The organism is Aeromonas rivuli (assembly GCF_000820045.1).
Taxonomy (GTDB): domain Bacteria; phylum Pseudomonadota; class Gammaproteobacteria; order Enterobacterales; family Aeromonadaceae; genus Aeromonas; species Aeromonas rivuli.
Window position 1 is genome coordinate 1 of the sequence record NZ_CDBJ01000026.1, and the last position, 23,825, is coordinate 23,825.

Genomic DNA, 23,825 nt, shown 5'->3' on the forward strand with positions numbered 1-23,825 from the left:
TGACGGCGAGCAGTTATAACGATCCAAAGTGAATATTAATAACGATCCACAAAAAATACTGGGACTAGTCGGGATTTAGTGGGATTTATCGGGATGAGAATCACAGCACTAAGCGCTCAAACTCTTCCATGTAAGCACACCAAACTGGTACACATTGAGCTTGTGGTTCCCGGCGGTTGGTGTAGCCTTTTAAAGTCCGGTTGCATCACTATCCTCGCGGCGCTTTTCCCTGGCCTGACTGTGGTGCAACCGGTCATCACAACTCCATCTCTTGTCTGGTTTGTTCAAACCGCTCTCGCTCAAGCTCCACACCGATAAACCTCCTGCCCAACTTGATGGCAGCCTTGCCGGTCGCCCCTGACCCCATGAAGAAGTCCGCAACCACATCGCCAGGCCGACTGCTTGCCTCAATGATGTGCTCCATCATCAGGGCTGGCTTCTCGCAAGGGTGCTTGCCTGGGTAGTGCTGCACCGGAGGATAAACCCATACGTCCGTGTAGGGCACGTGCTTGCTCACCGCGAACGGACGGCGTAACCGGTCAAAGTCTACCTTGAGCTGCTCATACGAGGCAGCCAGTGTCCGGTAGGTCTGGTGCAATCCCTGATAGGTTTTGGTCAGAGTCTGGTAGTCTTGCCCAAGCCGTTCCGCAAATAGCGTTTGTAGCTTCTCGTACTGCTCCTGGTTCGGCAACTGCCACTGGCTATACCCGAACCAGTGCGACGCCATGTCAACGCCCGTCGCGGCCTTGATGTCTGCTGCTGTCACGCCAGAGGTCTCCCTTGCCGCCCTGAAATACTCAATCAAGGGGGTGAACACCTGGCGGCGCAAGTCACTGCACGCCGAGTTGTACCCACTCCCCGCCCTTGCTGACCCCTCTGCACCGTACTGCTCGGCGAAGATGATGCGCTCAGTCGCTGGCCAGTAGCAGCGAAGCGACTCCTTGTGGCACCCAATCCACTTACCTGACGGCTTGGCCCACACGATGTCGTTCAAGAGATGCAGGTGCTGGCGCATCATCACTTCAATATCCGTACTCATCCGTGAGCTGCAAAACAGATACAGCGAGCCGTTTGGCTTGAGCAGTCGCTGAAACTCCACGACTGCCGACTCTAGCCAGGCCAGGTATGCTTCCGGTGTTGGCCACTGATTATCCCAAGCTTCTCCTTTGACCCGGTAATAGGGTGGGTCAACGACAATCATGTCGATAGACCCGCTGGGTAATTGCTGAACAATGCTGATGGCCTCGCCGCAAATCAGCTCTACATCTTTGATATTCATATCCCGTGCTCCTACGTTATTAATTGACAAAGGGCCCATAGGGCCCCGCTTTTAAGATTGGGAGAATGGTTGTTCCGGCCAGTTGACCACGACAGGCCAACCTTCGCTTTGTGGCAACCGATAGAGGGCAACCCGGTGGTGCCGCCAGGCGGTGAGTTGCTCGCGCTCGGTGTCGCTGATGATGCCAAGTGCCTCGGCATCCTCCAGCGGGGTCATGGCTATGCTGGCAACCTCCATCAGCGCCTGGCGTCGGGCGAGCTGTTGAGGCTCTGTGATGGGGGGAGGCACGTAGGGTGCAATCTCGCCCAGCTCACCGGTATTGGCCCGTTCAAATAGTGCTTGCCCGTGCAGCTCTGCATCAGTTGGAGTCGCGGTGAAGAGAACAGGCGCATCGAGGTGGGCAAATTGCACCACCATGTCGATGGCGGTGTGCTCGACATTGGCCCAAACCGGGGAGTGCGCATCAATAGCGCGAATATCTTGCATCATACCATCCTCACAAAAAGGCCGGCGGCACGGGTGGTGCCGATGCCGGTGCCTGCCACGATGGTTGAGAACGGCGCCCAGGTACCTGGTATCGCCCCCCCAAACTCCTTACCGGCCAGGTTGGCCCACTGTAACTGACTGCCCGTGTAGCGGGCTGACTGGTCCGGCGCGGTGGTGGGGATCGCGCTCGGGTCAATGACGCACATCAGGGCGTAGGTGCCAACGTCGCCAACGCGGTTCGTGACCTGGCTGGCAAGGTGGGAATGCGACACTGGTGCGGCCCCACACTCATTCGGGGTGTGCGCGTGCCCGGCAGGAGAAGCCCCAATATCAGCTGGGGTGGGTTTATGATGAGTGTCATAAACTTCGCACCAGTCGCTGCCAGAGGGGGTGCCGGTGGCCATGATGTTGCGCCATGCCATCACCCCGCCATTGCTGTCGTAGCCAGACGCAAACTGGGTGAGAATGAATGTGTGGGAGCAGGCCTTCGTCTCGCAGTAAAAAAACGGCCCCGCACTGGGAGGAGAGTTGGCACAGGTTGCGGTCTCATACAAGCCGAACTCACCCGCCTTACAGGTGTTCATGTCCTTGTTGCTGATGATCTCAACTGCCCGCTCCTGAGTGTTCAGGCTGTCGGTGCGGGGCTTGTAGGCGGCCAGAGGAAAATAGTGAACTGCCGCTGTCTTGGGGGTCAGTGCACTGGCATGGTCATCCCCTTCAGTCACCATCTCTTGTGTGGCTAACGGGATCATCCCTTGCTGGCCTTCCTCGGCTGCTGGGTGACGGCGACTGTGTTCGTGCTCTTCCAGGTCTTCGTACGTGGCTGACCCCTCGGGGTTGACCACTACCACCACGGAGTCCACATACTCAATGGGAACGGCGGCACTGATGATGAACTGCACCCCTAGGTTGGGGTTGATGGGGATTTGAGCCAGCGGCGTTGCGCCATAGACAATCAGGTTGCCAGCATCATCATACATGCCCAGCTCGCGTACCCATTTGCCACGGTCTTCATTGTCCGGCACATAGTTGATGGCGCCGCCCAGCGCGGCATCTTCTGCCACGCCCGAGTCCAGCGCCTGACGATGAAACTCTCCCACCAGGGCGGTGACGCCTGGCGAGACATTGACATCACTCCCTCCGCCATCGCCCAGTCCCATCTCGGTCAGCGTGATAACCTGACCTGCTTGGTAAGCCTCCTCGATGAGCTGTGCCCCCAGGTCAGTAAGCACGCCAGATAGTTCACTCATTGAAGTCCCCAATCGTTGTTAGCTTGATGCGCATGTTGATGATGACCGGGAGATACATACCTGCGGTCACCGAGATATTGGGTCGCAGTGTCCAATGCTGCGAGCCCCGCTTGTTACGTTCCACGAGCTTGAACACTTGATCGTAATAGGTGTCGCCAATGACCCTTTGTCCGGCTTCCACGTCGACGGTGAAGGTGCCGCGCTCCCCTTCAGGTTGCTGCTGCCACCACTCAGTGACCAGGCTTTGGTATCCCGTCAAGGCCAGGGCGTGTTTGACCGCCCAGGGTGTGCCGCGATAGCGAGCCAACAACAGAGCGTTCTTCACAACCTCCCGTTGTTGAGCGACGGGCCAGGTGTCATCCCACACATCGACCCGCCACTGCCAGGCCAACCAAGGCAAGAAGCTCGGGTCGACGCTGTCGATATCCATGATGTGCAGGTTGCCAAGTGACCGCTGCAATAGCCCCAGCTCATCAGCACTGAGCTGGCTGAGTGTTCTGAGCTGCAGGGATTGACGCAAAACCGATGGGATTAGCAAAAGGGCTCCGATACATCTGGTGACAGTAGAGCCAGTGTGGCTATCTTCACGCGGGCGCGATGCCCTTGGGCACGGGCGCAGACGGGGTGAGGCTAGAGTGAGGGCACATTGACAACCTGAAGGTGCACCATGAAAAACAATGCCATGAAAAGAATGTCCGACATGATCGAGCAGTACGATATCTGCCCCCTCTCTACTCCACTGGAATATCAAGGCAAGACCATCACAGGTGCTCGGCGAGTGCGTGTGCCGGTGATACGCGACCGTATTGAGGCGGTGCGCTATGCCAAGGATACGTTCGGTTATGAGGTGTCTGACGCCGTCATGGCGGGGGTCGCTTCCAGCGTGTTGATGTTTGGTGCTGTGGTAGAAGATGACAAGGGCGTTCGCCTTGAAGCGGAGATGGCACTGCCGGTCGACTACCTGGTCGATCACCTGGAGTATGGTGAGTTCGTCAACCTGAGCATCCTGATGGGAAAGCCTCGCCCCTCCTCCGGGTCTCAGACCGGCACCTCAAGTCAGCCATCCGCCACCTGACTGACCGGCAGAGAGGGCGAGCTACTTACAGTGAGGTGCTCGCGATGACCTGGCCAGAGCTGACCTACTTGCTGGAGGTGATGTTCGATGAGCACAAGTAGCAACAATTTTGCACTGGAGTTGACCGTCGGGATCAACGACCTGTTCACGCAGCAGTACAAGCGCATTGAGAAGGAAACTGAAAACCTTGAACGGGATTTTAAGGACCTTCAAAAGACGGCGGGTGATGTCACGCAATTCAAACGCCTGAAAGAGGGGCTGGAGGATTTGGGGCGAGAGTCCGGCAGCACCAGTCAGGAGTTTTTGCGCCAGGAACAGGAACTGCAGCGCTACAGCCGTGCCCTGCGAAGTGCCGAAGTCAATATCGACAAACTGACCCAGGAACAAAAGCGACTCAACGACGAGCTGCGCCAAACTGAGAAATCAGCCAAGTCCATTGGCCAGCTCGGGGAGTATATGAAGAACGCCGTGGGGATGGCTGCTGGCGGATGGTCTGCCGCAAGCTTAGCCAAAGCTGGTCTCGACACGGCCAGCATTGAACGGCAGGCGGCCTTTCGAACCGGGCAAGCGCCCGAGACCTACTCCAGCAAGGGGCAGCGAGCGTGGCGACACGACATGCAACGCAAGACGGGGTATACCCAGCCCGAGGTGCTGGATGCACAGATCTTGGCTCGCCAAGGAGGGGCAAATGATCGCGATGCCATGGTCATCGCTGAGCAAGTGCTGGCTCTGCAGAAATCGTTCAAGGACTCCACCGGACAAGACACGCTGGACAGCAAGGAGATCTCGGATGCGCTGCTGGCCCTGATGAAGGGCTACAACCTAAAGCCACAGGTCGCTGCAGATCTGTTTCATGCTGCTGGCACCAAGGCTGGGGACAAGTTAGGCGATTTACCAGACACCATCAGGGAGTACGCCACGCTGTTCAGTGGCCGCATGAGTGCAGAGCAATTTATGGCAAGCCTTGTCGGCGGTGTCCTGGGTGGGGCCCGTAATTATGACGTGGTCGCAGATAGCATCAAAGAGAGCCTGAACGCGAGACTGACGGACTCGGGGGAGGTGGAGAAACTGATGGGGCATGGCAAGACACCAGGAGAGGTGGAGCTAATAAAAGATCCCAGGCAGCGCCAAGGCATGAAAGATGCGTTTGCCAAGTTTCGGTATGCCGATGCGCATGGAGAGGACATCAGCGCCCCTTGGCTTGATCTACTCAGGCAGGGGCAGGCCCTCTACAAGACAGATCCCCAACACGCGAAAGTGATCAATGAGCGCTTGGCGGGGATCCGCTATACGGAAGACATGCCCTTCATGAGCCGGGAGGGGATGCTCAAGGGGGTGGAAGACCCCACCGCAGTCTTGGGGGATTACCAGGGCAGATTGATGGAAGGCCTGAAGGCGTCTTTTAGCAGCGCGGAGGAGGTCACTAACAGCCTCAAGGCTACCTCCAGCAACTTGGGGGCGGCATTTGCTGACCTGACTGAGGCGGTCCGGCCTCTGACCGACCTGTTGGTCGGGACATCAGATGCTGTGGGAGGCACGATGGATGACTCGCCCATGCTAGGCCAGGGGGCCGCTACCGCCGTGGCGGGCGGCGCCGGGTATCTATTTTTTCGCAAGCTTAAGTTTTTACGCGATAAATTGAATGGGCTCAGAGGTGGTGTACCCGATATCGCCCCATCACCGTCCACCAGCACGCCCTCCTCTCGCACGCCGAGCTGGATGGACCACCGGCTGGGAAGTGAGCGGCCAGCACCAAAACCAACGATGTGGCAAACACTCGCCAAAAGGGGGGGGAAAGCGCTTGGCTGGGCGCCTGGTGTCGTATTAGGTGGCATGGAGGCTTACGATGCAGCTCAACGCGGTGACACCAAAGGGGCGGTCACGATTGCAGCGGGAGAAGGAGGCGCGATTGCGGGTGGGCTTGCTGGTGCTTATGCTGGCGGAGCGCTCGGTACACTGATTGCGCCTGGCGTGGGGACAGCGGTTCTTGGTTTTGCGGGTGGCATTTTGGGCTCACTTGCCGGCGAGGATGTGGTGGAGTCACTCACAGCACAGGTCATGGACTGGTTTGGAGGCGATGATGGGCCAGATAAAGAAATTGAGCGCCTTGTTCCTCCCGCGGCGCTGCGTTCCCCGACTCAGGATGCACCCACATCTACCGCCTCCTCCACACCTCCCATTCAGATCGCCCTGACCCACAATGTGACGGTGAGCCCAGATTTCACCAATAGGATGGAGTTGGAGGGAGCGATGACCAGAGTGCTGCGCAACAGCTCGCCAGAGCTGATGCAGGAGCTGCAGTCCACCCTGGAGCGCATGATGCAGGGGATGGATTACGCCCAGCCGTCAAGCTGAGGTTCAGGTTGCAGTGTGAGCATAGGTGCTTAAGGGGTCCCATCCGTGGGGCCCTTTTCTTTCTTGATGAGGAGAGGCTCACATGCCAACAGCGTTGAAAGTCGTGACGGTCGGAGATAAAACAACCACCGGCGGTGTCGTATTGGACGGCGCCCGCACTGTGTATTGTCAGAATAAGCTTGTGGCGTTGATCGGGAGCAAGGTGCTGTGCCCGCTGTGTAAGAGTCCGGGGGTTGTGCGCAGAACTCACCCCCACAGCGTGACCGCTGAAAATGAGCAGGTGTGCCTGGAAGGGAGCGTGGTGGAGTGCAAGTGCCCCTTGGGGAGCCACAGGGTGATCGCCTCTCCTGGCGCGTTTGAGTTTATCGGCTTTGATGACGGCATGGTGGGGGCGCGTATTGCCGGCGAGCAGTCTTTCTCTGCAGGTGAGATGGACATCGAGGAGATCGTGCGCCAAGGTGGCACTGATGCGTTCCAGGTTGCGCCAGTTGAAATACCAGCAGGGTCAGGCTATTGGCCACCTTATGATTTTACCCAGGACAAAACGTTCGAGGTCGTTTATACCTCCGCCCCGACAGATTTGGCTGTGATGTCGGGAGAGGAGGGGGATGAATTTTACGCCAACCTGTATGCCGAGATGGGCGGTAAAGACACCATCGGCGATCTGAAGGGATATAAGGATGTTGCCACCGGTGCGGTATCTGCCGTCAAGACTGCCCAAGGGCTGGGTGGATTAGGGGTTAAAGCGCGGGTAAAAAATATCAATGGTGTGGACTGGATCATCATCAACAACTTCCGCCGCCACAAGCAGACCTTGATGAAGGGCAACAAGTGGCGGGCCAACAACCCGAAGGTGGTGCAGGCCTTGATGGGGCTCACCAGTTTGAAGGGGGCTACAACCTACGTCAAATGTAACCCCGGGGTGGAGGTGGCGTTCTCGTTGGGGGTGAATGCGGCAGACTACATCCTGCGGGATGAGGCGACCTTGGTGGAGTTCGGCGTCAACTCGGCCGGCGACATGGCCAAGGGGTTTACCGCAACTCTCGGCGCCAGTGGCTTGGCGGTGGTGGCAGGCTCGCTCACGGGGGGCAGTCTTCTTGCTGTTGGGCTCGTGTTTGTTGCAACATCTTACTTTATAAGCCAAGGGCTCGATCTCATTGATTCGGACTTTGGCTATTCGAAAAAGTTAACACAGGAAATGGAAAGGCTACTTAAATGATGCGGCGAGTGTTTGGGGTTTTATTTTTTTCTGCATTTTTTATTGCTGGCGTTTGGATGGCTGGCGACTGGTTCACGTTCTTATTCGGAGCAAACCAGCGATTTATAGCAATAGATGGCTTTGCCTCCATATGGGCCTGCATGGTCATGATATTTTTTGGTGGTGTCATGGCATTTGTTTTTGTATTTACGAAAAGGGAGTGGATAGAAAAAAATGTTCACGTGATCGTTATTGCCATCGGGTTTGTTTTCGCGCCTATTGTTGCTGGTATCGTGATGTATGGGCTACATGCTAAGGCGCAGGGCTTTGTTGAATGCGAAGACTTGAGGCAATCCTCACGCCGGCATTCCAGCAAGACCTACGCCATCACCCCGCTGGAGTGTCAGCGCTTGGTGAGCGAGCGCGAGGCGCGAAGGTCGTAGCTGTTCGCGCAGTCAATAAAAAGCCCGGCATGATAGCCGGGCTTTTTGCTGCAGGTTTCGTCACACGTCACATCACTTGGGCGTCGGCCATCAGCAGCGCCCGCTGCTCGGGTGTCAGCCACTTGATGGATGCCATATCGATCTGGCCATAGGCCTCAGCTCTCCCCCACAGCCACCCCTCCTCGGCCTCCTGGAAGTACCAGAGCTCCGCCTGGTAATCCCCCGAGCTCAACTCTCCCAGTCCAAAGGCCACATCGTCTGATTGCAGCAACTCAGCCGCCTGTGCGCTGGCCTCCTGGCTGAGCTTAGCCTGCTCGATAACCTGGGTGGGTACCACCTGCTGGCTGAGGCTTGCCATGCGCTCTGTCAGCAGCGCCTGGCTCTGCGTCTTTGAGTACGCAGTGATGGACTTGACCTGGTCAAAGGCCTGGGCTTGCTTGACCAGGCTGGCCGGTAATTGACGCATGGCCACGGTGGGGGAGCTGGTGAACTGGTGCTCTGACGCCATCACAGGGTCGTCCTTGATGCGTGCCTGGGTCACCTGTTCGGAGCTTCGCTTCACCTCCTCTGGCATCTGCTCGTATTGCGTGGGCCCAAGCGGACTCACCGTGCCACGGCACTTGTGGTGGTTTGGGGGCCAGTACGTGGCCCAAAACGGATCGCCCTTGGGCTTCACTGTTCTGTCCAGGTTCCGGCACAGCTTGGTGGTACCATCGTCCATCACCGAGAGATAAATGAGGTATTCCACCAGGTCGTTGCTCTCTATCTGGGACCAACGGCCGGCGCTGTAGGCCGCCATCATGTTGTTGCGATAATGCAGCTCCAGGTAGTAGGGATTGACCGGACTCACTCCCGCTTGTTCCAGGAACGTGGCCATCTGTTGCATGGTCTGGGACTTGGACTGCCCTTGCCTGATCGCATCGGCGTAGAGCGTCTGCACCCTGGCGACCGACTCTTCGGTCGAGACCACCGCGACGGTGAAGGCACGCAGCCGCATATTGGCATCCAGCTCGGTGTACGCCCGGTTGGTGGTGGGCACCTGGCTTTCCAGGTAAGCGATAGCCTCCTTGAAGGTCAGCTGCTGCGGCCCCTCTGCCAGCTCCACCAGCTGGCTTATCAGCTGCTGCACGTGCCAGTGGCCATAGAGCCAGGCAAAGCGCATGGCATTGACGTAGGCGATGGCATAGCGCTGCTGGCTGGCCTCGGGGATGACGTCAGGCTGCATGAAGCGAGCGGTGATCTCCTCGCTCAAGGCTGCCGCCGTCAGCGTGAGGAACTGCGCCTCAATGCGCGCCAGGCGCTCAAGGGCATCGGTCTCCTTGCGTTCCAATTGGGTTATAGACACAAGAGCCCCCCACCATCGTTGGACAAGGTCACGCCGCTAGGTGCGTTGGTTTGGGTAGCCTTTAACGTGGCTTCAAAGGCCTTTTTATCAAACACCAGTGTCACCCGACCAGGCTGCTGATTGAAGGTGAAGATCCAGCGCAGCAAGGTGGTGTTGAGGTTGGCGAACGCCATCTCCAGATCGCCAATCGAGATCCGAAGGGCTGCCCGTTCATGCACCTCCCCAAGTGAGCGGGAGCCGTATTGCTGAGTGCTAGAGGTCAGTGTCTGGCCGGTGATACGTTTGCAGATCTTACTGTCGTAGTGCTGAATGACTTGGAGCAGTTCAGGGGCTTTGCCGTTGGCGGTCAGCTGAATGAGCTCCTTGACCCCGGACAGGGCTACCCCTTCACCGGATTCAAGCCCGGCCAGGGTGGCACTAATGACGTCGAGCTCGTTGCCGGCACTGGCTTCGGCCAGGGCCGCGACAGAGGGCACACTGTACTTTTGCCCCAGTCGTTCGAGCTGGGCAACATGGGTCCACTTGACCTGCCAGATAGGCCAGACCGATTCGAGGATGGAAGCGCCGTAAGGGGTTTCACGGGTGGCCTGGCGGCGCACCGGGATGATCTTGCCCGTGGGCACAGGGGTAAACCCCATCGCCCCCTGGGTGGCATAGTAGACCTGCCCCTTGTCATCGAGTCGAAACAGGCGCGATTTTCGCCGCTCAATGTGCACCGGACACAAGGGGCCAGTGCTGTTATCCCAATCCACCTCGAGCGGGCTAAAGCCCCATTCAGCCGCGCTCAGGGCATCTTCCAGCAACTTCTCGACAGGCAAGCCCGCCAGTACCCGTTCAGCAAAGGCGATGTCATCGGGGGCGCCTTCGAGGTACCAGGGCAGGGTAAGAGAGGCTGCGTGACGCAGCTCTACGTCAGCACTGACCTCTTCATCAAACAGCATGGCCTCAATGGCCCCCCAGTAGGGGTCAAAGGCGGATGCCTCGTGCATACCAAGACCAAGCGGGGTTGGGTAGTAGTCGGTGAAGCGATTACCGGCGGCGGGTAAACGGGTAACCAGGGAGGATGAAATAACTGCGTTGCTTGGCATCTTTAGTGCTCCTGGCTGACGTGATAATGCTCTTACTCTCGCCTGCCCCCGTCAGGCCAAGCAGGGCATTGAGCAGTGCGGTGGCATCTTCTTTGTTCTTGTAGAAGTTGGCATCAAACTCTGACTGGCGACCCAGCTCGTAGATAGCGCGCTGAACCAACGCTTCAGACAATACCTCCTGTTCATCATTTGAATAAGGCCGCGCGGTAGCGTCGGCCTTGGTCAGGGTGATGAACGCCCAGCGGGCTGCGGATTGGCAAGCGGTTTGCGCCGCCTGCTGACTGTCACTGGTGGGGGGGCGGTGCATAAAGTAGCCATCCTCACCGTGCGCCTCCCCAGTGAGTGACAGGTATATCTGATCATCCAGCGCCGCACGAACTAGCGCCGGGGTGACCAGGGCGCGTAATTGGGTAAGCGTCATCTTGTCCCCTTATCCCACTTTTTTACTGGCTGCGCGGGTTGAGGAAGACAGCACGGTGGCCCAGCTGATGGCGCCCACAATCGGGGCCGGCAGTGGTTTGGAGCGCCCCACAATCTCCAGCCCGCTGGGGTTCTTCTTAATTTCCTGGGAGGGGAAGAAGGGCATCGGCAACAGGCCGTTTTCCAGGTCATCCAGGGAGAGATAGAACAGCGAATGGCCAGCCGCTTTATCCACCATGCACAACTTGTTGTCATCCACGGTTTTGGTCACTACCTTGGCCTGACCTTTGTAGGTGCTGCTCTCCAGCTGTACGGTATAGCCGCCGACGGAAACCTCGTTCTCCGACATGACCTTGACCTGCAGGACGTTGGATTTGGATTCATCAGCCAGCCCAATGATCTGGCTAAAGGCCTTGCGGCCTGCCAGTGACACCGGGGCGCTGCCAAAGCCATTTTCCTGCAACTGGGAGTGCATGGCGCTCAAGGTCTCATACACATGCATGATCTTGGCGTCCGTGGCATTCCACGCCTTATCGGGGGTGTGCAACAAGGTCTCGCCGAATTCCACCTGGTAGTCATCAAAGCCTACATCGGACTTCATCGGATAGCCCAGACGGCCGGTCAATCCTTGTGCGCACAGGGCTTCGGTCGAGCTTTGGATGGAATCTAGCATCTGGTTGATGCGCTGCTCCACAAACGTCTGCACGGTTAAATTGCTGACCAGTTTTAGGTTGTTGATCTCAGCGGCAGTGATGAAGCGAGACAGCTCGAACCCTTGCACGTCGATAGTGGTCATGGGGGCGCCATCTTGATCCATGGCATAGGCCGTGCTGCCCCGACGTACCACTGGCACGTTGGTCAGAAGGGCTGGCAGGTCGGCCAGGGTGATGGCAGAGAACGGGTGTTGAATGCCCTCCTCTCCGTAGATCAGCTTGCGGATCCGCTGGGGCTTGGGGGTACGTTTCGCCATTTGCGCCGCGATCGCCTGCGGGGTCAGAAAGGAGCGAATGATGTCAATGATTTCCATGATGTGATCCTCGTGTAAGTCAAATGGGGTGAAGGGAGTGCCTGGGGTTAACCCCCCCAGCTATCCTCGGGATACAGGCCTGCGGCCATCAGTACCAGTGCCTGCTCCCAGGTAATGGGGAGTCCACCCACAGTGACCGCCCCTTTGCGATAGCAGCCATGGAGCAGAACCAACACACTGCCATCCCCATCCAGCGGGGTGTTGAGCGCAATGCCCATCACGGCGGTAGTCACGGCCGCAGAGCCGGTGACATCTTTGGTGCCGAAGTCCACGGTGGCGGTGAGTGCGCCATCGCCGGTGTCTGCGGTGGCAGTGATAGCACCAGTGGTGGTGTCGGCCGAGCCGGTTACGGTGCCATCACCAGTGGCCGCGCTACCGGTGATAGCGGCGCTACCGATGACCACACTCAGTCCTGACACAGTGCCACCTGTAGCAGCGCCGCCCCAGGCATCCGCGCCATCAGCAGTGATCACCAGCGGGTCGCCGGCTTTGATATCGGCCCAGCCATCAATGAGGGCGACCGCATGAATAATAGGGTTGTGACCAGCGGCCACAATGCTGTTTAAGTTAAGTTCGGTCTTGCGAGAAAACATGGTCATGACTGTTGTCCTGTTCGGTGTTGAATGGGGCGCTTAGAACTTGGTGACGCGCGCCAGATCGTGCAGGCCCATCTCCTGCTTGTTGCCCTTGTTGTCCGAGAACTCCAGCGGCAGGAGCAGGGGGTTAGGGGCAGACGCCTGCACCTTGCGGGCGGTGAGGGTGGCCTTGACGGTGGAGAACAGTGCTCCTTCGCTGTTGTCGCACAGCTCAACGGGCTCGGCCTTTTGCAGCATGGTCAGCAGCGGCTTGAACTCCTCGGTGCTCCAGCCCTTGGCGTTGGCAAGCTCGGTAGCCTGGGCAATGCGATCTGATTTCACCGTTTCTTGCATGCCCTTGAGCTGCTCGCGGGCCTGGGTGTCTTCGACGGGTTTGTCCTTATCCTTTTCGTGATCGCCCCCTGTATCATCTGCAGCGGTGGTAGCGCCCTTCTCGAGCTTGTCCAGGCGCTCAGTGAGGGGCTTCATCTGTTCGGCCAGCACGTCCTTAAGGGAGGCGGCCAGTTCTTCTTTGGTCATGTCAATGTCCTCTTTGTCATCTGAAAATGTGAGGGTGCCGGAGATCACCATCATGGCGTCCTCCCCCTCATGTGAGAGCTCAACGAGATCCAGGGTCTCGGTTTCTGCCGCAGGCGGCAGTTCGCCAAGCGATGCCACGTGATGCAGGTAGTAGTTTTTCCCATCTGGTGTGGGATAGATGCCTGCGCTAAACCCCTCGAACTTGCCTTCGTCCTCGAGCTTTTCGAGCTCGGGGGTATAGTGCAGTTCGACCACCAACTCACTTTTGCCGGGGTGGCGGCGACTCGCCTCGATGCGCGGGTTATCCACTCGCCCAAGGGCGGGCACTTTGTCCGCCCCCTTGCCTGGATGACCGAGAGTGATGGGAGGGCGGGCGTCCTTTGAATGGGCTTTGACGATGCTGGCCAGCATCGCCTTGGTGACGGTCTTGCCGTTTTTCTGGACACCATCCCCGACCAAGCTCAGGGTGCGAATACGTGGCATGGATGCTCCTTAAAGGGTGACCGTGACGCCGACGCTGCCACTGTTGTCATTGGGCTCAACGATGCCGTTGGCCATGTCGATGAGCAGGGCGGTGCCGTTGCCGTCAGAGACCTCGATAAAGAGCACCGAGATGCTGACGTTGTACGGCTGCGGGTCGTCCCCATAGGCAGGGTTTGGCAAGTTGAGTGCCCAGCCCTTGATGCGGGTGGTAGCATTGGATACCACCCGCGTGCCGGTGCTGGTGTCCAGTACGCGCGCGGTGCCGGTCAGTCGCAGTTCGATGTAGCCATCGTTCTTTGACATGGTGCGCACATCGTTCACGGACAGCGAGTTGAACACCACCGTCGCTTTGATGGGCTCGAACTTGCCATTGGGTACATCGACGTTACCGGCGCCGCCAATCCCGCCTAAGGAGACGGTTTTGCGGGTGATGTCGCACGAGCCCTGATTGATACGCCCCACGTACATGGTGTCGTTCAGATAGGCTGCCTGGTCACGCCAGACAATCGATTTTTCGGTTGCCATTGGTTAGCCTCCAATCAGTTTCTTGAATGCATCTTCAAGGCCCTGCACGTACACCTCGGCATCCAGCACGATGTGCTCGGTGACCATGGGCGGAGTGAAGCGGTACTTGAAGTGGACAATGCCCTGGCTCAGCTCTGAGAGCGGGTTGGCACTGGTATCAATCCAGCATTTGCCATCAATGAGGGCGGTTCCCACCTTCGAGCGCAGGAAGTCATTGACGCTGTCCTGGATGCGCCCAAGCAGGGTGCTGGCGAACTGATCCGGACGGGTGAACATCGGCCGGTCCAGGAACTGCATGGTGAAATATTCGATGGACTCTTCAATCACATCAGCCGTGCGGCGCCAGCACAGGAAGGTCATCGGGTCACTCTTGTCCGGGAACGCGGTAGAACGGTTACCCCAGGCCAGCAGGCCGCCGTAGTTGGCGATAGTGGCGATGCCGTTGCCGCACAGGTAGTTGGTTTCGCAGTCCGGGTCGCTGATGACGAAATCGAGCGGGTACTCGACCCCGACCACATCCCCGAGCTTGATGTTTGAGGGGGAACACCAGTAGCCAGAGCCCCCTTGAATGCCCGCGAGGTTTTTGTCGACCTGAGCAATCAGCCCACCCCAGGAGGGGGCGGCCCAATCCACCAGCGCGGCGCCGTCCTCATCCAGCACCTTGGGGCGGGGCCACAGGCCCAAAATGCGCTCATCACTGAGTGGTTGCTTGGCCAGACGCGCCTGCTCTGGGGTAGCCGTCGCGGCGGGCAGGTCGGCCAGCCAGATTTGGCGCAGCTTACGCGCCACGGGCAGCGCGGCGCCGGCGGCGCCAGGCTTGTCGATGATGCCGGGAGCCAGGCAAATCTTGGGATTAAAGCCAAACAGGGTGCGCGCTTTGAGCATGACCGGCACCGCGTCAATGAAGGCAGCCAGCAGCGCGTCAGTGGCTTTGCTCACGGTGATGTCGCAGGTCAGAGTGATGGGGGCGTAGGTAGCGTCCCCCGCCACCGCTGCGCTCACTTGTGCCATACCCTCACTGACCGGGGTGACCAGCCCGGTAGCATCCACCGTGGCGATGGCGGGATTGCTGCATGACCACACTACGGACAAGCCCTGGCTGTTTTCCACCATCAGCGCGGTGACCGAGCCCAGGTACACCGGCAGGGCCGAGGCATTGAGGGCGGCGCCTGTAGCCGCTTTGCCATCATCGGGGTTGGTTTGCTCGACCGTGACGGCGCAGACAATCTCATCATCGTCATAGAAGTCATTACCGGTCACGCTGAGGGTGAGGGTCAGCTCGCCGAGGGTGAGGGGCGTAAGCTCCCCCGTCGTCGGATTAACCGTGGCCACCGCATCGTCATCCCCTGTAAAAGCCAGAGTCAGACCATGGGGGTTGCTGACCACCACTGGCAGCCCCGCGCCATCATCAATGAACGCGCGCGCCGTGCTGGACCCCAGGGTCACGCCACTAGGCGCTTTACCGGGTGGCGTAGCAAAGTCACTGTCCTTGCCAAGCGGGATCCCGATGACGGTGTTATAGGGGGTGTAGTAGGTATGGATGCGGCGCAGGGCCGCCAGGATAGAGCCCTCGCCATAGGTGGCCTTGGCATCATCCAGGGTGCGGGTCAGTACCATCTGGCCGGGCTCGGCCAGTTCGCTGGTACCAAACACCGCCAGGATGGAGCTTGCCACCTCGTTGACAGGAACTGGGCCGCTCACCGTTTCGACGGTTTCAACCCCTTTTAAAAATTGCGCCATGGTCATCCTCCTCAAGCGTCAGGAGGAGAATACGGCAGATAAAAAAAGGCGACTGCCCATGGGCAGTCGCCTTACTACAGCGTGACGGTAATCCCCAATTTGGCATCGTCCTTGTCAGGGCGGTATATCCCGTTGACCAGATCAATAAGCAGCAGCGGTTCGTACTCAATTGACTGGGGGTCATAGACCTCCAGGAAGTTGACTGTCATCTCAACTGTCTTTGGCCCATTGGTGCAGTTGTCGATGGTGGGCAGCGGGTGGTCAATGAGTGCCCCTTTGATGCGCGTAACCACCGCCGTGGTGGTGCTGGTCCCGCTTTTGCTGTGACTGTCGAGGTGGCGCCCGAACGCCGCCAGGCGCAGGGTAATGTCCCCCCCAAGCGAATGGTGCACCAACTGGCGGATGTCTGCCGGGGTGATGTTCTGAAACTCCAGCGTGCAACGAATGGGCTCAAAGGCCCCAGGTACCTCGCGTGCACCGATGCACCCAAGCGCCAGGAACTTCTTGACGCTGCGTCGGATGACGCAGTTGGCCGAGAGGATGCGCCCGATGTAGAGGGTGTTATTGAGAAACACCATCTGGTTGCGCCACACCAGAGAGCGTTCCACCAGGGAGGGCGTTGCCAGGAACGTCATAAGGCCACCTTGGCAGTGAACACCCCGGATTGGGTGCCAATGAGTTGATAGGCAAGGCGCAGCACTACCTTGCCCTGGGCGGTGTTCTCAACAGTGGGAGCTGGCGCTATCCCGATGCTGAGCAACCGAATGCGCGGCTCATAGGCACTGATGGATTCCAATATCGCCACCATGGCCAGCTGCAAGTGCCAGTTCGGGCGATCCAGGTAGGCGACAAGATCGCAACCGTACTGGGGATCCCATATCTTTTCGCCCTTCTTGGTTAGCAGCAACACCGATAGCGACTGCTCAATGTCCTCCTGCAGGGTCGCATTGCGCCGCCCCCACGCTTTTATCTGTAATCCAAACATCATACCCCCCTTCAAACGTCTTCAAATCGCCTTCAAATTCCTTCGAGAAATTTTTTTCGGGCCAACGTACATCTTCACGCCGCGATCGCGTATAGCGCGATACAGGCCGTTTTACGACATGGGCACATTGGGCGCACCGGCGCCGTTGTCCGGGTGGCCATGTTGGTTGTACTGATTGCGCATGGTGCTCATGTCGCCCACGCTGTCACTCACCGAACTCGCCGTCACCGTATTGGCCTGCACGCCTTCGGTCACTGTCAGGCCTTTGCTGATGGTGACCTCCCCATCAATGTCCAGTTTGGACACCATGCGCGCACCGTCCGGGGTCATCTCAAAGAGCCGGCTACCCCCTGGCAGGGAAAACTGCAGGGTGTGGCTGGTCTGGTCATAAGTCAGCTTGGCGCCGTCCTCGAACTCAATACCAAACACGTCCGGGTTATCCTGGAACGGCACGTCCTGTTGATTGAAGAGCGCCCCCAGCACGTAGCCCGTCATCATGTCCCCAAGCGGTGGGAACAGGCACAGCACCTGCTCCCCCACCTTCAGGTTGCAACTGGTGCGCACCCCAAGCGATCGCCTGGCCAGTACCCGCAGCCAGTCGCTCTCCATGCGATCAAGGGAGGGCAGCACCACCTTGACCCGCTGTCCCCCGCCATCCACGGCGCTGACTTCCCCCACGCAGACGATGCGCATCAGACGAGATAGCAGGTCTGCGGTGCCCTTGCCGGTCTTGATTAACTGCTCGATCATCTAAAGCGCCCTCCCAGGCGTTGAGCAAGGCCGGCCAGGCGCTGCGCGGCCGTGACCACTTGTCGCTTGGCTACCACTGCGCCCCCCACAAAGCTGTGCTCCAGTCCGCTGATGCACATCTCCAACGCATCGGCGCAGTCGTCATGGCCTCGTGGGTAGTTCACCAAATGCTCCTTGAGCAGGGCCTGATCTTCTTGCAGCAAGATGAGTCCGTTCTCAAACATCGGCCCCAGGGACTTGATGCGCACGTGCTTGTTGCCGCCCTTGAAGGGTCGCAGTGGCAAGCGCAGACCCTGGCGGCTGCCCTCGCGGGCCACCTCCCGCTTGTAGATGGCCTGGAATTGAACGGTTTCAAAGTCGATGTAATCGGGTTTGAAGAGGCGATAAATCTCACAGATGCGCTTGGCCAGTGTGAGATCACTCTCCTTGAAGCCCCGGCAATAGAGCACGTAGTAAAGGCCGGTGGGCTTGTGTTTGGCCACCACGGCAATGGCGGAGTAATCCCCCGTGGCTTTGCCGGTGGCCGGATCCACAGCCATCCCAACGGTGCAATCGCGCAGGTTGATGTCTCGGGGCTTGAAGTATTCAAACCAGGCTTCGTTGAAGATCCGCTCTTCATCCGAGATAGGCTGGTTCATCCACTCGGTGAACCACAGCGCCCCGAGCTGACGGCACTTTATTTCCAATAGCGCGAGCGGCCAACGGTCAGGCCAAAGCGATTCGCCATCCGGGGTGATGGCAGCAAAGCGCAGGCCTATCCAGTTGGTCAGCACCCCTTCCTTGATCTCACCCAGCAGCCGAGAGGGTAAGTCTTCCGGGTGCATGATGGTGTTGGCCACGATGGTGAGTGCACCCTGGCCCAGGTTCAGAATGACCCGCTTGAACCAGGTGTAGAGCTTCTTGCGCAAGGGGGCTGATTCCACCTCGTCGTCTTTGAGTAAGTCATCACAGATGATGTGGGTCGGTCGCTGGAACTTGTTCTTGATACCACGCAGGGTTTGACCCGCGCCCACTGCCACGATGGCCGAGCCATTGGCGAGCTGCAGCTTGGTCTTGGACCAGGTGTTGCCCTTCTTTCGCTGATAGCCGTAGTCGGCCAGGATCCGCTCATCTTCCTGCAGGGTGGTCTTGATGGCGTCCACCATGCCAATCGCGCTGTCCTTGCTGGCGGCGCACACCACGATGAAGCTCCCCGGGAAATTTAAGGCCAGCCACAGCGGCAGGGCCTGGGTGTTGCGGGTGGTCTTGCCATGATCGCGGGGTTCGATATCGAGGATCCCCTCATAGCAGTCGCTGTCCCCATTGATGTAGGGGTGGTCTGCTTCTGCGATGAGGGACTTGAACAACCGCTCATCGGCCCGTGCCAAGGTGCGTTGGGATACCAGGCGAGTCAGGGCCAACTGGTAGTCTGCGAACGGGGTTGGGAATGCCAGCGGCATGTAGGTCTGGCAGAACCAGGCGAAATCCCCTCGTGCTTGCTTGCGCCTTGCCTCCAGCGCCTTGGCATCGAGTTTGGCCTGCTCTGCCACCGCAGGTGCTGCCGCCTGTTCGGCCATGCGCTGCCTGGCTTGCTGGCGCAAGGTCTCCCGTTCGGCGGCAGAGCCAATCATTTGTAGCTCCGGGATTTTTTGACCTCGACCCGCTCAATGGCATCGAGCACCGCCAGCAGCACCGCAGGGGACTCTTCCATCAAGATGCGCTTGAGTTCGGCTTCCAGGGCCTTTTTAGCTGCGCTCACCCCGGCTTGAAACTCCATCTTCAGGCGGCCAATGCCCACCTGTGCGTGGGAGATACTGGCAACGGCATTGAACAGCTTGGTGGGGTCTTCGAAATCGAGGTTATCGATCTCGCGCACGTACTCGGAGAGCTTCTGCGCCAGCATCTGATGGGTCAGCTCCAGGATGTCGGTGCCGGGGTTATCCTTGATCTCCTCAAGCAACATGCGTGACTCGTCCAACGCCCGCTTGAAGTTGACGGCCACATCTTCATTTTTTTTGAGCGAGCGATGGATGGCGCTGCGTGAGATGTCATACCCCTCACCTTGCAGCGTCAGTGCGATATCCGTGATGGGCATCTTGTCGCGCTCGAACAGCTCCACGATGCGCTCCAATAACCCGTGCAGATCGACCTTGGATCGGCGTGCCATGTGTACCTCTTGTGAATTGCATTTCCCTCTATGGTGCGCGAGCGCGCGCGCAAGGGGTGCCCGTGGGCACCCGGCCCGCGCAGGGCGGGGGATACTGGCACTCAAGCGTTCAGGGCGAGAGTGAGACATGACCAGCGGCAGTGAAGCATTTAAACGGGCATTGAAGGGGATGAGCCAGCGGCTACCGAAGCTTGCCGAGCAACTGGCACCGCTAGGGGTCACCTGCGTGCAACTGAACATGGACGGCCCCTTTGTACCCAATGCGCCGCTGACCAAGTCGCTAAAAAATGGCGGGGCCAAGCCGCTGTTCGACAGCGGGGAGACGCGCGCCTCCATCACCTACGTGGCCGACAGTCAGGGGTTTGTGGTGGGCTCGCCCTTGGTGCACACCCCACTCATCAACTACGGCGGCACGCTCAAGGCCAAGCGCGCCAAGTCCCTGGTCATTCCGGCTACTCGCGCTATCAAGCGCAAGTCACAGGCGCTAGGGATAAAGCGTTACCTGGAGCAACTGAAAGATGCTGGGTGGCGCATCGTCTGGCGCCCCAAGGCGGTGCTCGGTAGCGCGCCGGTAGGTGCTGGCGCGCAGGGGATCCGGTTAAAAGCCAAACCCAAGGCTGATGGCACACCTAAGAAGACGCGCAAAACCGGTCAGCGGGCCGCGCCTCGCCGACTGTTCTTGCTGTTCTATCGCAAGGAGAGCATCACGGTGCCGGCACGTGAGTTCATGGTGCTGCACGAAGACCAACAGCGCTTGTTGCTTGATGAAGGCAGGCGCTTCTTGACCAAAGGAAAGGCTCAATGAAGGTGTTTGATGAGCTCGAACGTGTACTGGAAGCCCATTTTGGTCGGCGTACCAGTGACAGCAGTCGCGCGCTGCACGTGGTAACCGAGCCCTCCAATGCTATGGCTCGGCGGGAAATTCGCATCATGCCCACCGCGCAGCGCCTGGCGCAAGCGGATGCCGTGAACGAGTGGGTGGCCTACAGCCCCTATGAGCTGGTTATCGACGTGACGATCTCCGTGCGCCTGTCCGGGGGCAACAGTAACAAGCTGCTCACCAGCGAGGCCATGCTGCACGCCATCACCTTAAACGAGTTGCTGACCCAGCGACTGATGGTGCTCAAGGACATTGGCGAACCCTTGCCAGACATGCGCACCGACATGACGGCGGGATGGCAGCTCGCCATCGTGGGGGATGCAGAACTCACCGGAGCGAAGCGTCTGGCCAGCGGTTTTGCCGGTAGCCAGCAGGGGCCGGAATTTGAGCAGCGTAAGGACGACCTGTACACCTGGCGCGAAGACTGGCAAGCCAGTTTGGTGATGACCGTTCATCGCACCTTCCCCAACCCACGCCTGCAGCAGATGGTCTTTACCGAAGCGTGTACTGGCAACGAGATCACCGTGCCCACCCACGAGCCCAAGGAGGCGTGATGAGTAACCTGATGGGGACCGCGTTTGGTTACAGCGGCGACAACCTGTTCCCGACAAGAGAGGTCAGCCACGCCCAGTTCGGGGCTTATGGCGATGTCTTGTTCAAAACCTACTTTGCCCCCAAGGACCTGATCGATAGTCGGCGCTGGCGTATTGAACGGCAGCAGCTGGTGCAAGGCTATCCCTCGCATCAGGCCAGTGGCGAGGACGAGCGCACCATCAGCATGACCATTGAGCTGCACAACGAATTTGTGGACCTGACCATGGCGCGCATCGCCTTGACTGACCTGGCCGTCAATGGTGTGCCGCGTGGTCTGGTGGTGGGGACTGACACGCTGGGGCTGTTTGCGCTGCGCGAACTCACCCGCACCATCACCGAGACGCTGCCCAATGGCACGGTGCTGGCGGAGAACTACCAGTTATCGCTGGTTGAAACTCGGGAGGAGGCAGGGCAATGAACCTGGTGAGCAAAGAGGGGGAGCGCTGGGACAGCCTGTGCCAACGGGCCTATGGCCACACCAGCCAGAGCGCACTGGATGCCCTTCGCGCTGCCAATGTCGCGGCTGCGCGCGCAAGCCTGGGCTTTGTGCTGCCCACCGGGTACGTCATCACTGTGCCCACCTTGCCAGAAGCGTCTGCGTCCACCGTGGTGATGGAGGTGGCCCCATGGCAGCGTTAGGACTGCTGGCTTATGCCGCCACCTTGAGCTGGGCGGATAGGGCGGTAACTCGCGATCTGGCCAAATACGTCAAATCCCTCTCCTACACCGACACCCTGGAGCGCGGCAAGAGCGATCGCGACCAGGTCAGCCTGGTGCTCGATAACCGGGAGCGCATCTTCCTGGATGCCTGGTACCCGCGCGAGGGGGATATCTTGCGCCCCGGCGTTGCCTGGCAATTGCGTAACCAAGCCGGGGGGCCAGCCAGCAGTTGGGCCTGGGGGGCGTTTGAGATTGACAGCATGCGGTTTCGGTTTAGCCCCGATGAAGTAGTGATAGGCGCGATGGCCACCACTGCCAAGCGCAGTGCCATGGAAACCGCCCGCACCCGGGCGTTTCCCAACATCATGCTGTCTGCCCTGGTCAACCAGCTGGCCGGTGAGGCGGGCATGCAAGGGGTGTTCACGGGAGAGGATGTGCGCCTTGAGCGGGTGGAGCAGCGCGCCGAAAGTAGCCGTAACCTGCTGGCGCGTCTTGGGGAGCGCTATGGCCTGCCGGTGTCGCAGAAGAACCAGACGCTGTACATGGGCGTTCCGGCCCTGCCTGAGCTCACACTCTCCCTGGCCAACCGTAATGTGGTGACGCAGGCCGATTTCCCCATCACTAAACGCGACACCTACGGGGCGGTCACGATTGATTATTACGACCCTGACCAGCGCAAGCAGATCACCTACCAGGCCGGCGACCCCAATGCGCCAGAAGGCCGAGTCATGCGCCTGTACGACGTCAAGGTGCGAAGCCTTGAGGAAGCCAAGCGCTACGCCGACAGTCAGCTCTCAGCCACCGGCACGCGGCAAACAGCCTATGGCCAACTGCAGCTGATTAACACCCCGCTGGCGGCGGGCCAAATCATCAACCTGACCGATGCAGGCAAGCTCCCGCCCAAGTGGAGGGTGGTCACCCAGACCACCTCACTGGGTGGCCGCTGGATCTGCAACGCCAAACTAGAGCGCCTGTCATGAATGAGATCCCGCTATCCGATCTGCCCGAGCCGCAGGTCATCGAGCCCGACTACGTCGGCACCTTAACCCGGCTCAAGAAAAACTATGAGCTTGGCACCGGCCACTACCCATTGGCATCCGATCCGGAAACCTTCTTGCTCGAGCAGACCGCTTACGAGCGCGAGCTGCTGGTCGATGACATCAACCGAGAGGGCAAGCAGAACCTGCTGGCGTTCGCCGATGACGCCATGCTCGACAATCTGGGCGCCCTGGTGGATTGCCACCGACTGCCAGCAGGCCCGGCGATGACCCGGCTGCAACTGACGTTGCGAGCGCATCCCGACACCGTGCTGGACGCAGTGTTCACGGTGCGCGCTATTGATGGTGCCACCCTGTTCTCGACCACACAGCCGGTGGCCCTTTCTGCCAGTGCGACCACCGTGGAGGTGGATGCCACCTGCCAGTCTGTCGGCACGGTGGGCAATGGATTTTTGGCGGGCGAGATTACCGAGATAGTCAGTGCGCATCCTTATGTGGCCAGCGCCGTCAATATCGTCATCAGCCAGGGCGGCAGTGAGATTGAGGATGATGAGCGCTACCGCTATCGCATCTACCTGGCACCCAGCAAGTTCTCGGTGGCCGGCCCTTATGATGCCTATGAATATTGGGCGCTTACCGCCAACGGCAACATCACCGCCGTTGGCGTCTGGAGCCCATTACCCAATGACATCTCGGTGTGCCCCTTGATGATGGGCGGCGAGCCACCGACCCAGGCCATCGCCGATGCGGTACTGGAGGTGCTCAGTGATGACAAGGTGCGCCCACTGGGTGACCGGGTATCCATTGATTACTGCGAAAAAGTCGAGGCATTGGGCACCTTCACACTCGAGGTGTTCAGCGATTATCAGACGATGGCCACCACCATTCAAAACCAGTTTGAAGTGGCATTGAACGCCATGATCGCCACCATGGCGAAACCAGCTGGGGCGCGACATTGTGCCAGAGGCACTGACTTGGCTGGG

The 23,825-nt window shown here is 59.1% G+C and carries 27 protein-coding genes; 10 read left to right on the forward strand and 17 right to left on the reverse strand.

Going from position 1 to position 23,825, the window contains the following annotated elements; translation table 11 throughout:
* Positions 1-256 precede the first annotated feature (256 nt).
* Genes BN1130_RS04145 through BN1130_RS04160 form a run of 4 tightly spaced genes read right to left on the reverse strand, consistent with a single transcriptional unit; the run spans position 257 to position 3,553 of the window.
* The gene (locus BN1130_RS04145; protein WP_042040507.1) at positions 257-1,279 is read right to left on the reverse strand and encodes a DNA-methyltransferase; all 1,023 of its coding nucleotides are present in this window, start codon (positions 1,277-1,279) and stop codon (positions 257-259) included.
* Between the two features lie 51 nt (positions 1,280-1,330).
* Positions 1,331-1,765, reverse strand: a complete 435-nt coding sequence (locus tag BN1130_RS04150) for a tail fiber assembly protein (protein WP_042040508.1) — start codon at positions 1,763-1,765, stop codon at positions 1,331-1,333.
* Complete coding sequence (locus tag BN1130_RS04155; RefSeq protein WP_084218125.1) at positions 1,765-3,015, reverse strand: phage tail-collar fiber domain-containing protein; 1,251 nt, start codon at positions 3,013-3,015, stop codon at positions 1,765-1,767. Before BN1130_RS04155 ends, BN1130_RS04150 begins: the two co-directional genes overlap by 1 nt.
* Entirely contained in the window at positions 3,008-3,553 is a 546-nt protein-coding gene (locus BN1130_RS04160) for a phage tail protein I (protein WP_052448185.1), read from the reverse strand. The genes BN1130_RS04155 and BN1130_RS04160 overlap by 8 nt, the downstream gene beginning before the upstream one ends.
* 129 nt (positions 3,554-3,682) lie before the next feature.
* On the opposite strand from BN1130_RS04160, the gene BN1130_RS04165 reads away from it, so the two are divergent.
* The 4 genes from BN1130_RS04165 to BN1130_RS04180 all read left to right on the forward strand — a co-directional run bounded on the left by BN1130_RS04165 (position 3,683) and on the right by BN1130_RS04180 (position 8,086).
* Positions 3,683-4,090 carry a hypothetical protein gene (locus BN1130_RS04165; protein ID WP_157013895.1) on the forward strand — a complete coding sequence of 136 codons (408 nt, stop codon included), beginning with the start codon at positions 3,683-3,685 and terminating at the stop codon, positions 4,088-4,090.
* Positions 4,091-4,177: 87 nt separating this feature from the next.
* Complete coding sequence (locus tag BN1130_RS04170) at positions 4,178-6,445, forward strand: phage tail tape measure protein (RefSeq protein WP_042040511.1); 2,268 nt, start codon at positions 4,178-4,180, stop codon at positions 6,443-6,445.
* Between the two features lie 82 nt (positions 6,446-6,527).
* Positions 6,528-7,664, forward strand: coding sequence for a PAAR domain-containing protein (locus tag BN1130_RS21295; RefSeq protein ID WP_052448187.1), 1,137 nt, complete (start codon positions 6,528-6,530; stop codon positions 7,662-7,664).
* On the forward strand, positions 7,661-8,086 hold the full coding sequence (locus BN1130_RS04180) for a hypothetical protein (RefSeq protein WP_042040512.1): 426 nt from the start codon (positions 7,661-7,663) through the stop codon (positions 8,084-8,086). Before BN1130_RS21295 ends, BN1130_RS04180 begins: the two co-directional genes overlap by 4 nt.
* A 67-nt stretch (positions 8,087-8,153) precedes the next feature.
* Here the strand turns inward: BN1130_RS04180 and BN1130_RS04185 are convergent, their stop codons facing one another.
* The 13 genes from BN1130_RS04185 to BN1130_RS22565 all read right to left on the reverse strand — a co-directional run bounded on the left by BN1130_RS04185 (position 8,154) and on the right by BN1130_RS22565 (position 19,710).
* A complete protein-coding gene (locus BN1130_RS04185; protein ID WP_157013896.1) occupies positions 8,154-9,431 on the reverse strand; it encodes a phage head morphogenesis protein in 1,278 nt (425 codons plus the stop codon).
* Positions 9,422-10,519 carry a phage portal protein family protein gene (locus tag BN1130_RS04190; protein ID WP_084218126.1) on the reverse strand — a complete coding sequence of 366 codons (1,098 nt, stop codon included), beginning with the start codon at positions 10,517-10,519 and terminating at the stop codon, positions 9,422-9,424. Before BN1130_RS04190 ends, BN1130_RS04185 begins: the two co-directional genes overlap by 10 nt.
* Positions 10,461-10,940 carry a hypothetical protein gene (locus BN1130_RS04195; protein WP_042040515.1) on the reverse strand — a complete coding sequence of 160 codons (480 nt, stop codon included), beginning with the start codon at positions 10,938-10,940 and terminating at the stop codon, positions 10,461-10,463. The genes BN1130_RS04190 and BN1130_RS04195 overlap by 59 nt, the downstream gene beginning before the upstream one ends.
* A 9-nt stretch (positions 10,941-10,949) precedes the next feature.
* Positions 10,950-11,966 (reverse strand): major capsid protein, encoded by a 1,017-nt coding sequence (locus BN1130_RS04200; protein WP_042040516.1) that lies wholly within the window; start codon positions 11,964-11,966, stop codon positions 10,950-10,952.
* Positions 11,967-12,013: 47 nt separating this feature from the next.
* A complete protein-coding gene (locus BN1130_RS04205; protein WP_042040518.1) occupies positions 12,014-12,565 on the reverse strand; it encodes a hypothetical protein in 552 nt (183 codons plus the stop codon).
* A 33-nt stretch (positions 12,566-12,598) separates the two neighbouring features.
* Positions 12,599-13,564: a hypothetical protein gene (locus tag BN1130_RS04210; RefSeq protein WP_042040520.1), complete on the reverse strand. Its 966-nt coding sequence runs from the start codon at positions 13,562-13,564 to the stop codon at positions 12,599-12,601.
* Positions 13,565-13,573: 9 nt separating this feature from the next.
* Entirely contained in the window at positions 13,574-14,089 is a 516-nt protein-coding gene (locus BN1130_RS04215; protein WP_042040521.1) for a phage major tail tube protein, read from the reverse strand.
* 3 nt (positions 14,090-14,092) lie between these two features.
* On the reverse strand, positions 14,093-15,829 hold the full coding sequence (locus BN1130_RS04220; protein ID WP_042040523.1) for an Ig-like domain-containing protein: 1,737 nt from the start codon (positions 15,827-15,829) through the stop codon (positions 14,093-14,095).
* A gap of 74 nt (positions 15,830-15,903) precedes the next feature.
* Complete coding sequence (locus tag BN1130_RS04225; RefSeq protein ID WP_042040524.1) at positions 15,904-16,464, reverse strand: phage major tail tube protein; 561 nt, start codon at positions 16,462-16,464, stop codon at positions 15,904-15,906.
* Entirely contained in the window at positions 16,461-16,817 is a 357-nt protein-coding gene (locus tag BN1130_RS04230) for a GPW/gp25 family protein (protein ID WP_042040525.1), read from the reverse strand. The genes BN1130_RS04225 and BN1130_RS04230 overlap by 4 nt, the downstream gene beginning before the upstream one ends.
* A 108-nt stretch (positions 16,818-16,925) precedes the next feature.
* Positions 16,926-17,564 carry a phage baseplate assembly protein V gene (locus tag BN1130_RS04235; protein WP_052448189.1) on the reverse strand — a complete coding sequence of 213 codons (639 nt, stop codon included), beginning with the start codon at positions 17,562-17,564 and terminating at the stop codon, positions 16,926-16,928.
* Positions 17,561-19,174, reverse strand: coding sequence for a phage terminase large subunit (terL, locus tag BN1130_RS04240; RefSeq protein WP_042040526.1), 1,614 nt, complete (start codon positions 19,172-19,174; stop codon positions 17,561-17,563). The genes BN1130_RS04235 and terL overlap by 4 nt, the downstream gene beginning before the upstream one ends.
* Positions 19,171-19,710, reverse strand: a complete 540-nt coding sequence (locus tag BN1130_RS22565) for a phage protein Gp27 family protein (RefSeq protein WP_042040528.1) — start codon at positions 19,708-19,710, stop codon at positions 19,171-19,173. Before BN1130_RS22565 ends, terL begins: the two co-directional genes overlap by 4 nt.
* A 127-nt stretch (positions 19,711-19,837) precedes the next feature.
* On the opposite strand from BN1130_RS22565, the gene BN1130_RS22570 reads away from it, so the two are divergent.
* The 6 genes from BN1130_RS22570 to BN1130_RS04275 all read left to right on the forward strand — a co-directional run.
* A complete protein-coding gene (locus BN1130_RS22570) occupies positions 19,838-20,515 on the forward strand; it encodes a phage virion morphogenesis protein (protein WP_042040529.1) in 678 nt (225 codons plus the stop codon).
* Positions 20,512-21,144, forward strand: a complete 633-nt coding sequence (locus tag BN1130_RS04255) for a hypothetical protein (protein ID WP_052448191.1) — start codon at positions 20,512-20,514, stop codon at positions 21,142-21,144. Before BN1130_RS22570 ends, BN1130_RS04255 begins: the two co-directional genes overlap by 4 nt.
* Entirely contained in the window at positions 21,144-21,602 is a 459-nt protein-coding gene (locus BN1130_RS04260; protein ID WP_052448192.1) for a phage tail protein, read from the forward strand. The genes BN1130_RS04255 and BN1130_RS04260 overlap by 1 nt, the downstream gene beginning before the upstream one ends.
* Entirely contained in the window at positions 21,599-21,823 is a 225-nt protein-coding gene (locus BN1130_RS04265) for a tail protein X (RefSeq protein ID WP_042040531.1), read from the forward strand. The genes BN1130_RS04260 and BN1130_RS04265 overlap by 4 nt, the downstream gene beginning before the upstream one ends.
* Positions 21,811-22,824: a phage late control D family protein gene (locus BN1130_RS04270; RefSeq protein ID WP_042040532.1), complete on the forward strand. Its 1,014-nt coding sequence runs from the start codon at positions 21,811-21,813 to the stop codon at positions 22,822-22,824. The genes BN1130_RS04265 and BN1130_RS04270 overlap by 13 nt, the downstream gene beginning before the upstream one ends.
* Positions 22,821-23,825: baseplate J/gp47 family protein (locus BN1130_RS04275; RefSeq protein WP_052448193.1), on the forward strand; the 1,005-nt coding region annotated here is incomplete at its 3' end. The genes BN1130_RS04270 and BN1130_RS04275, both read left to right, overlap by 4 nt.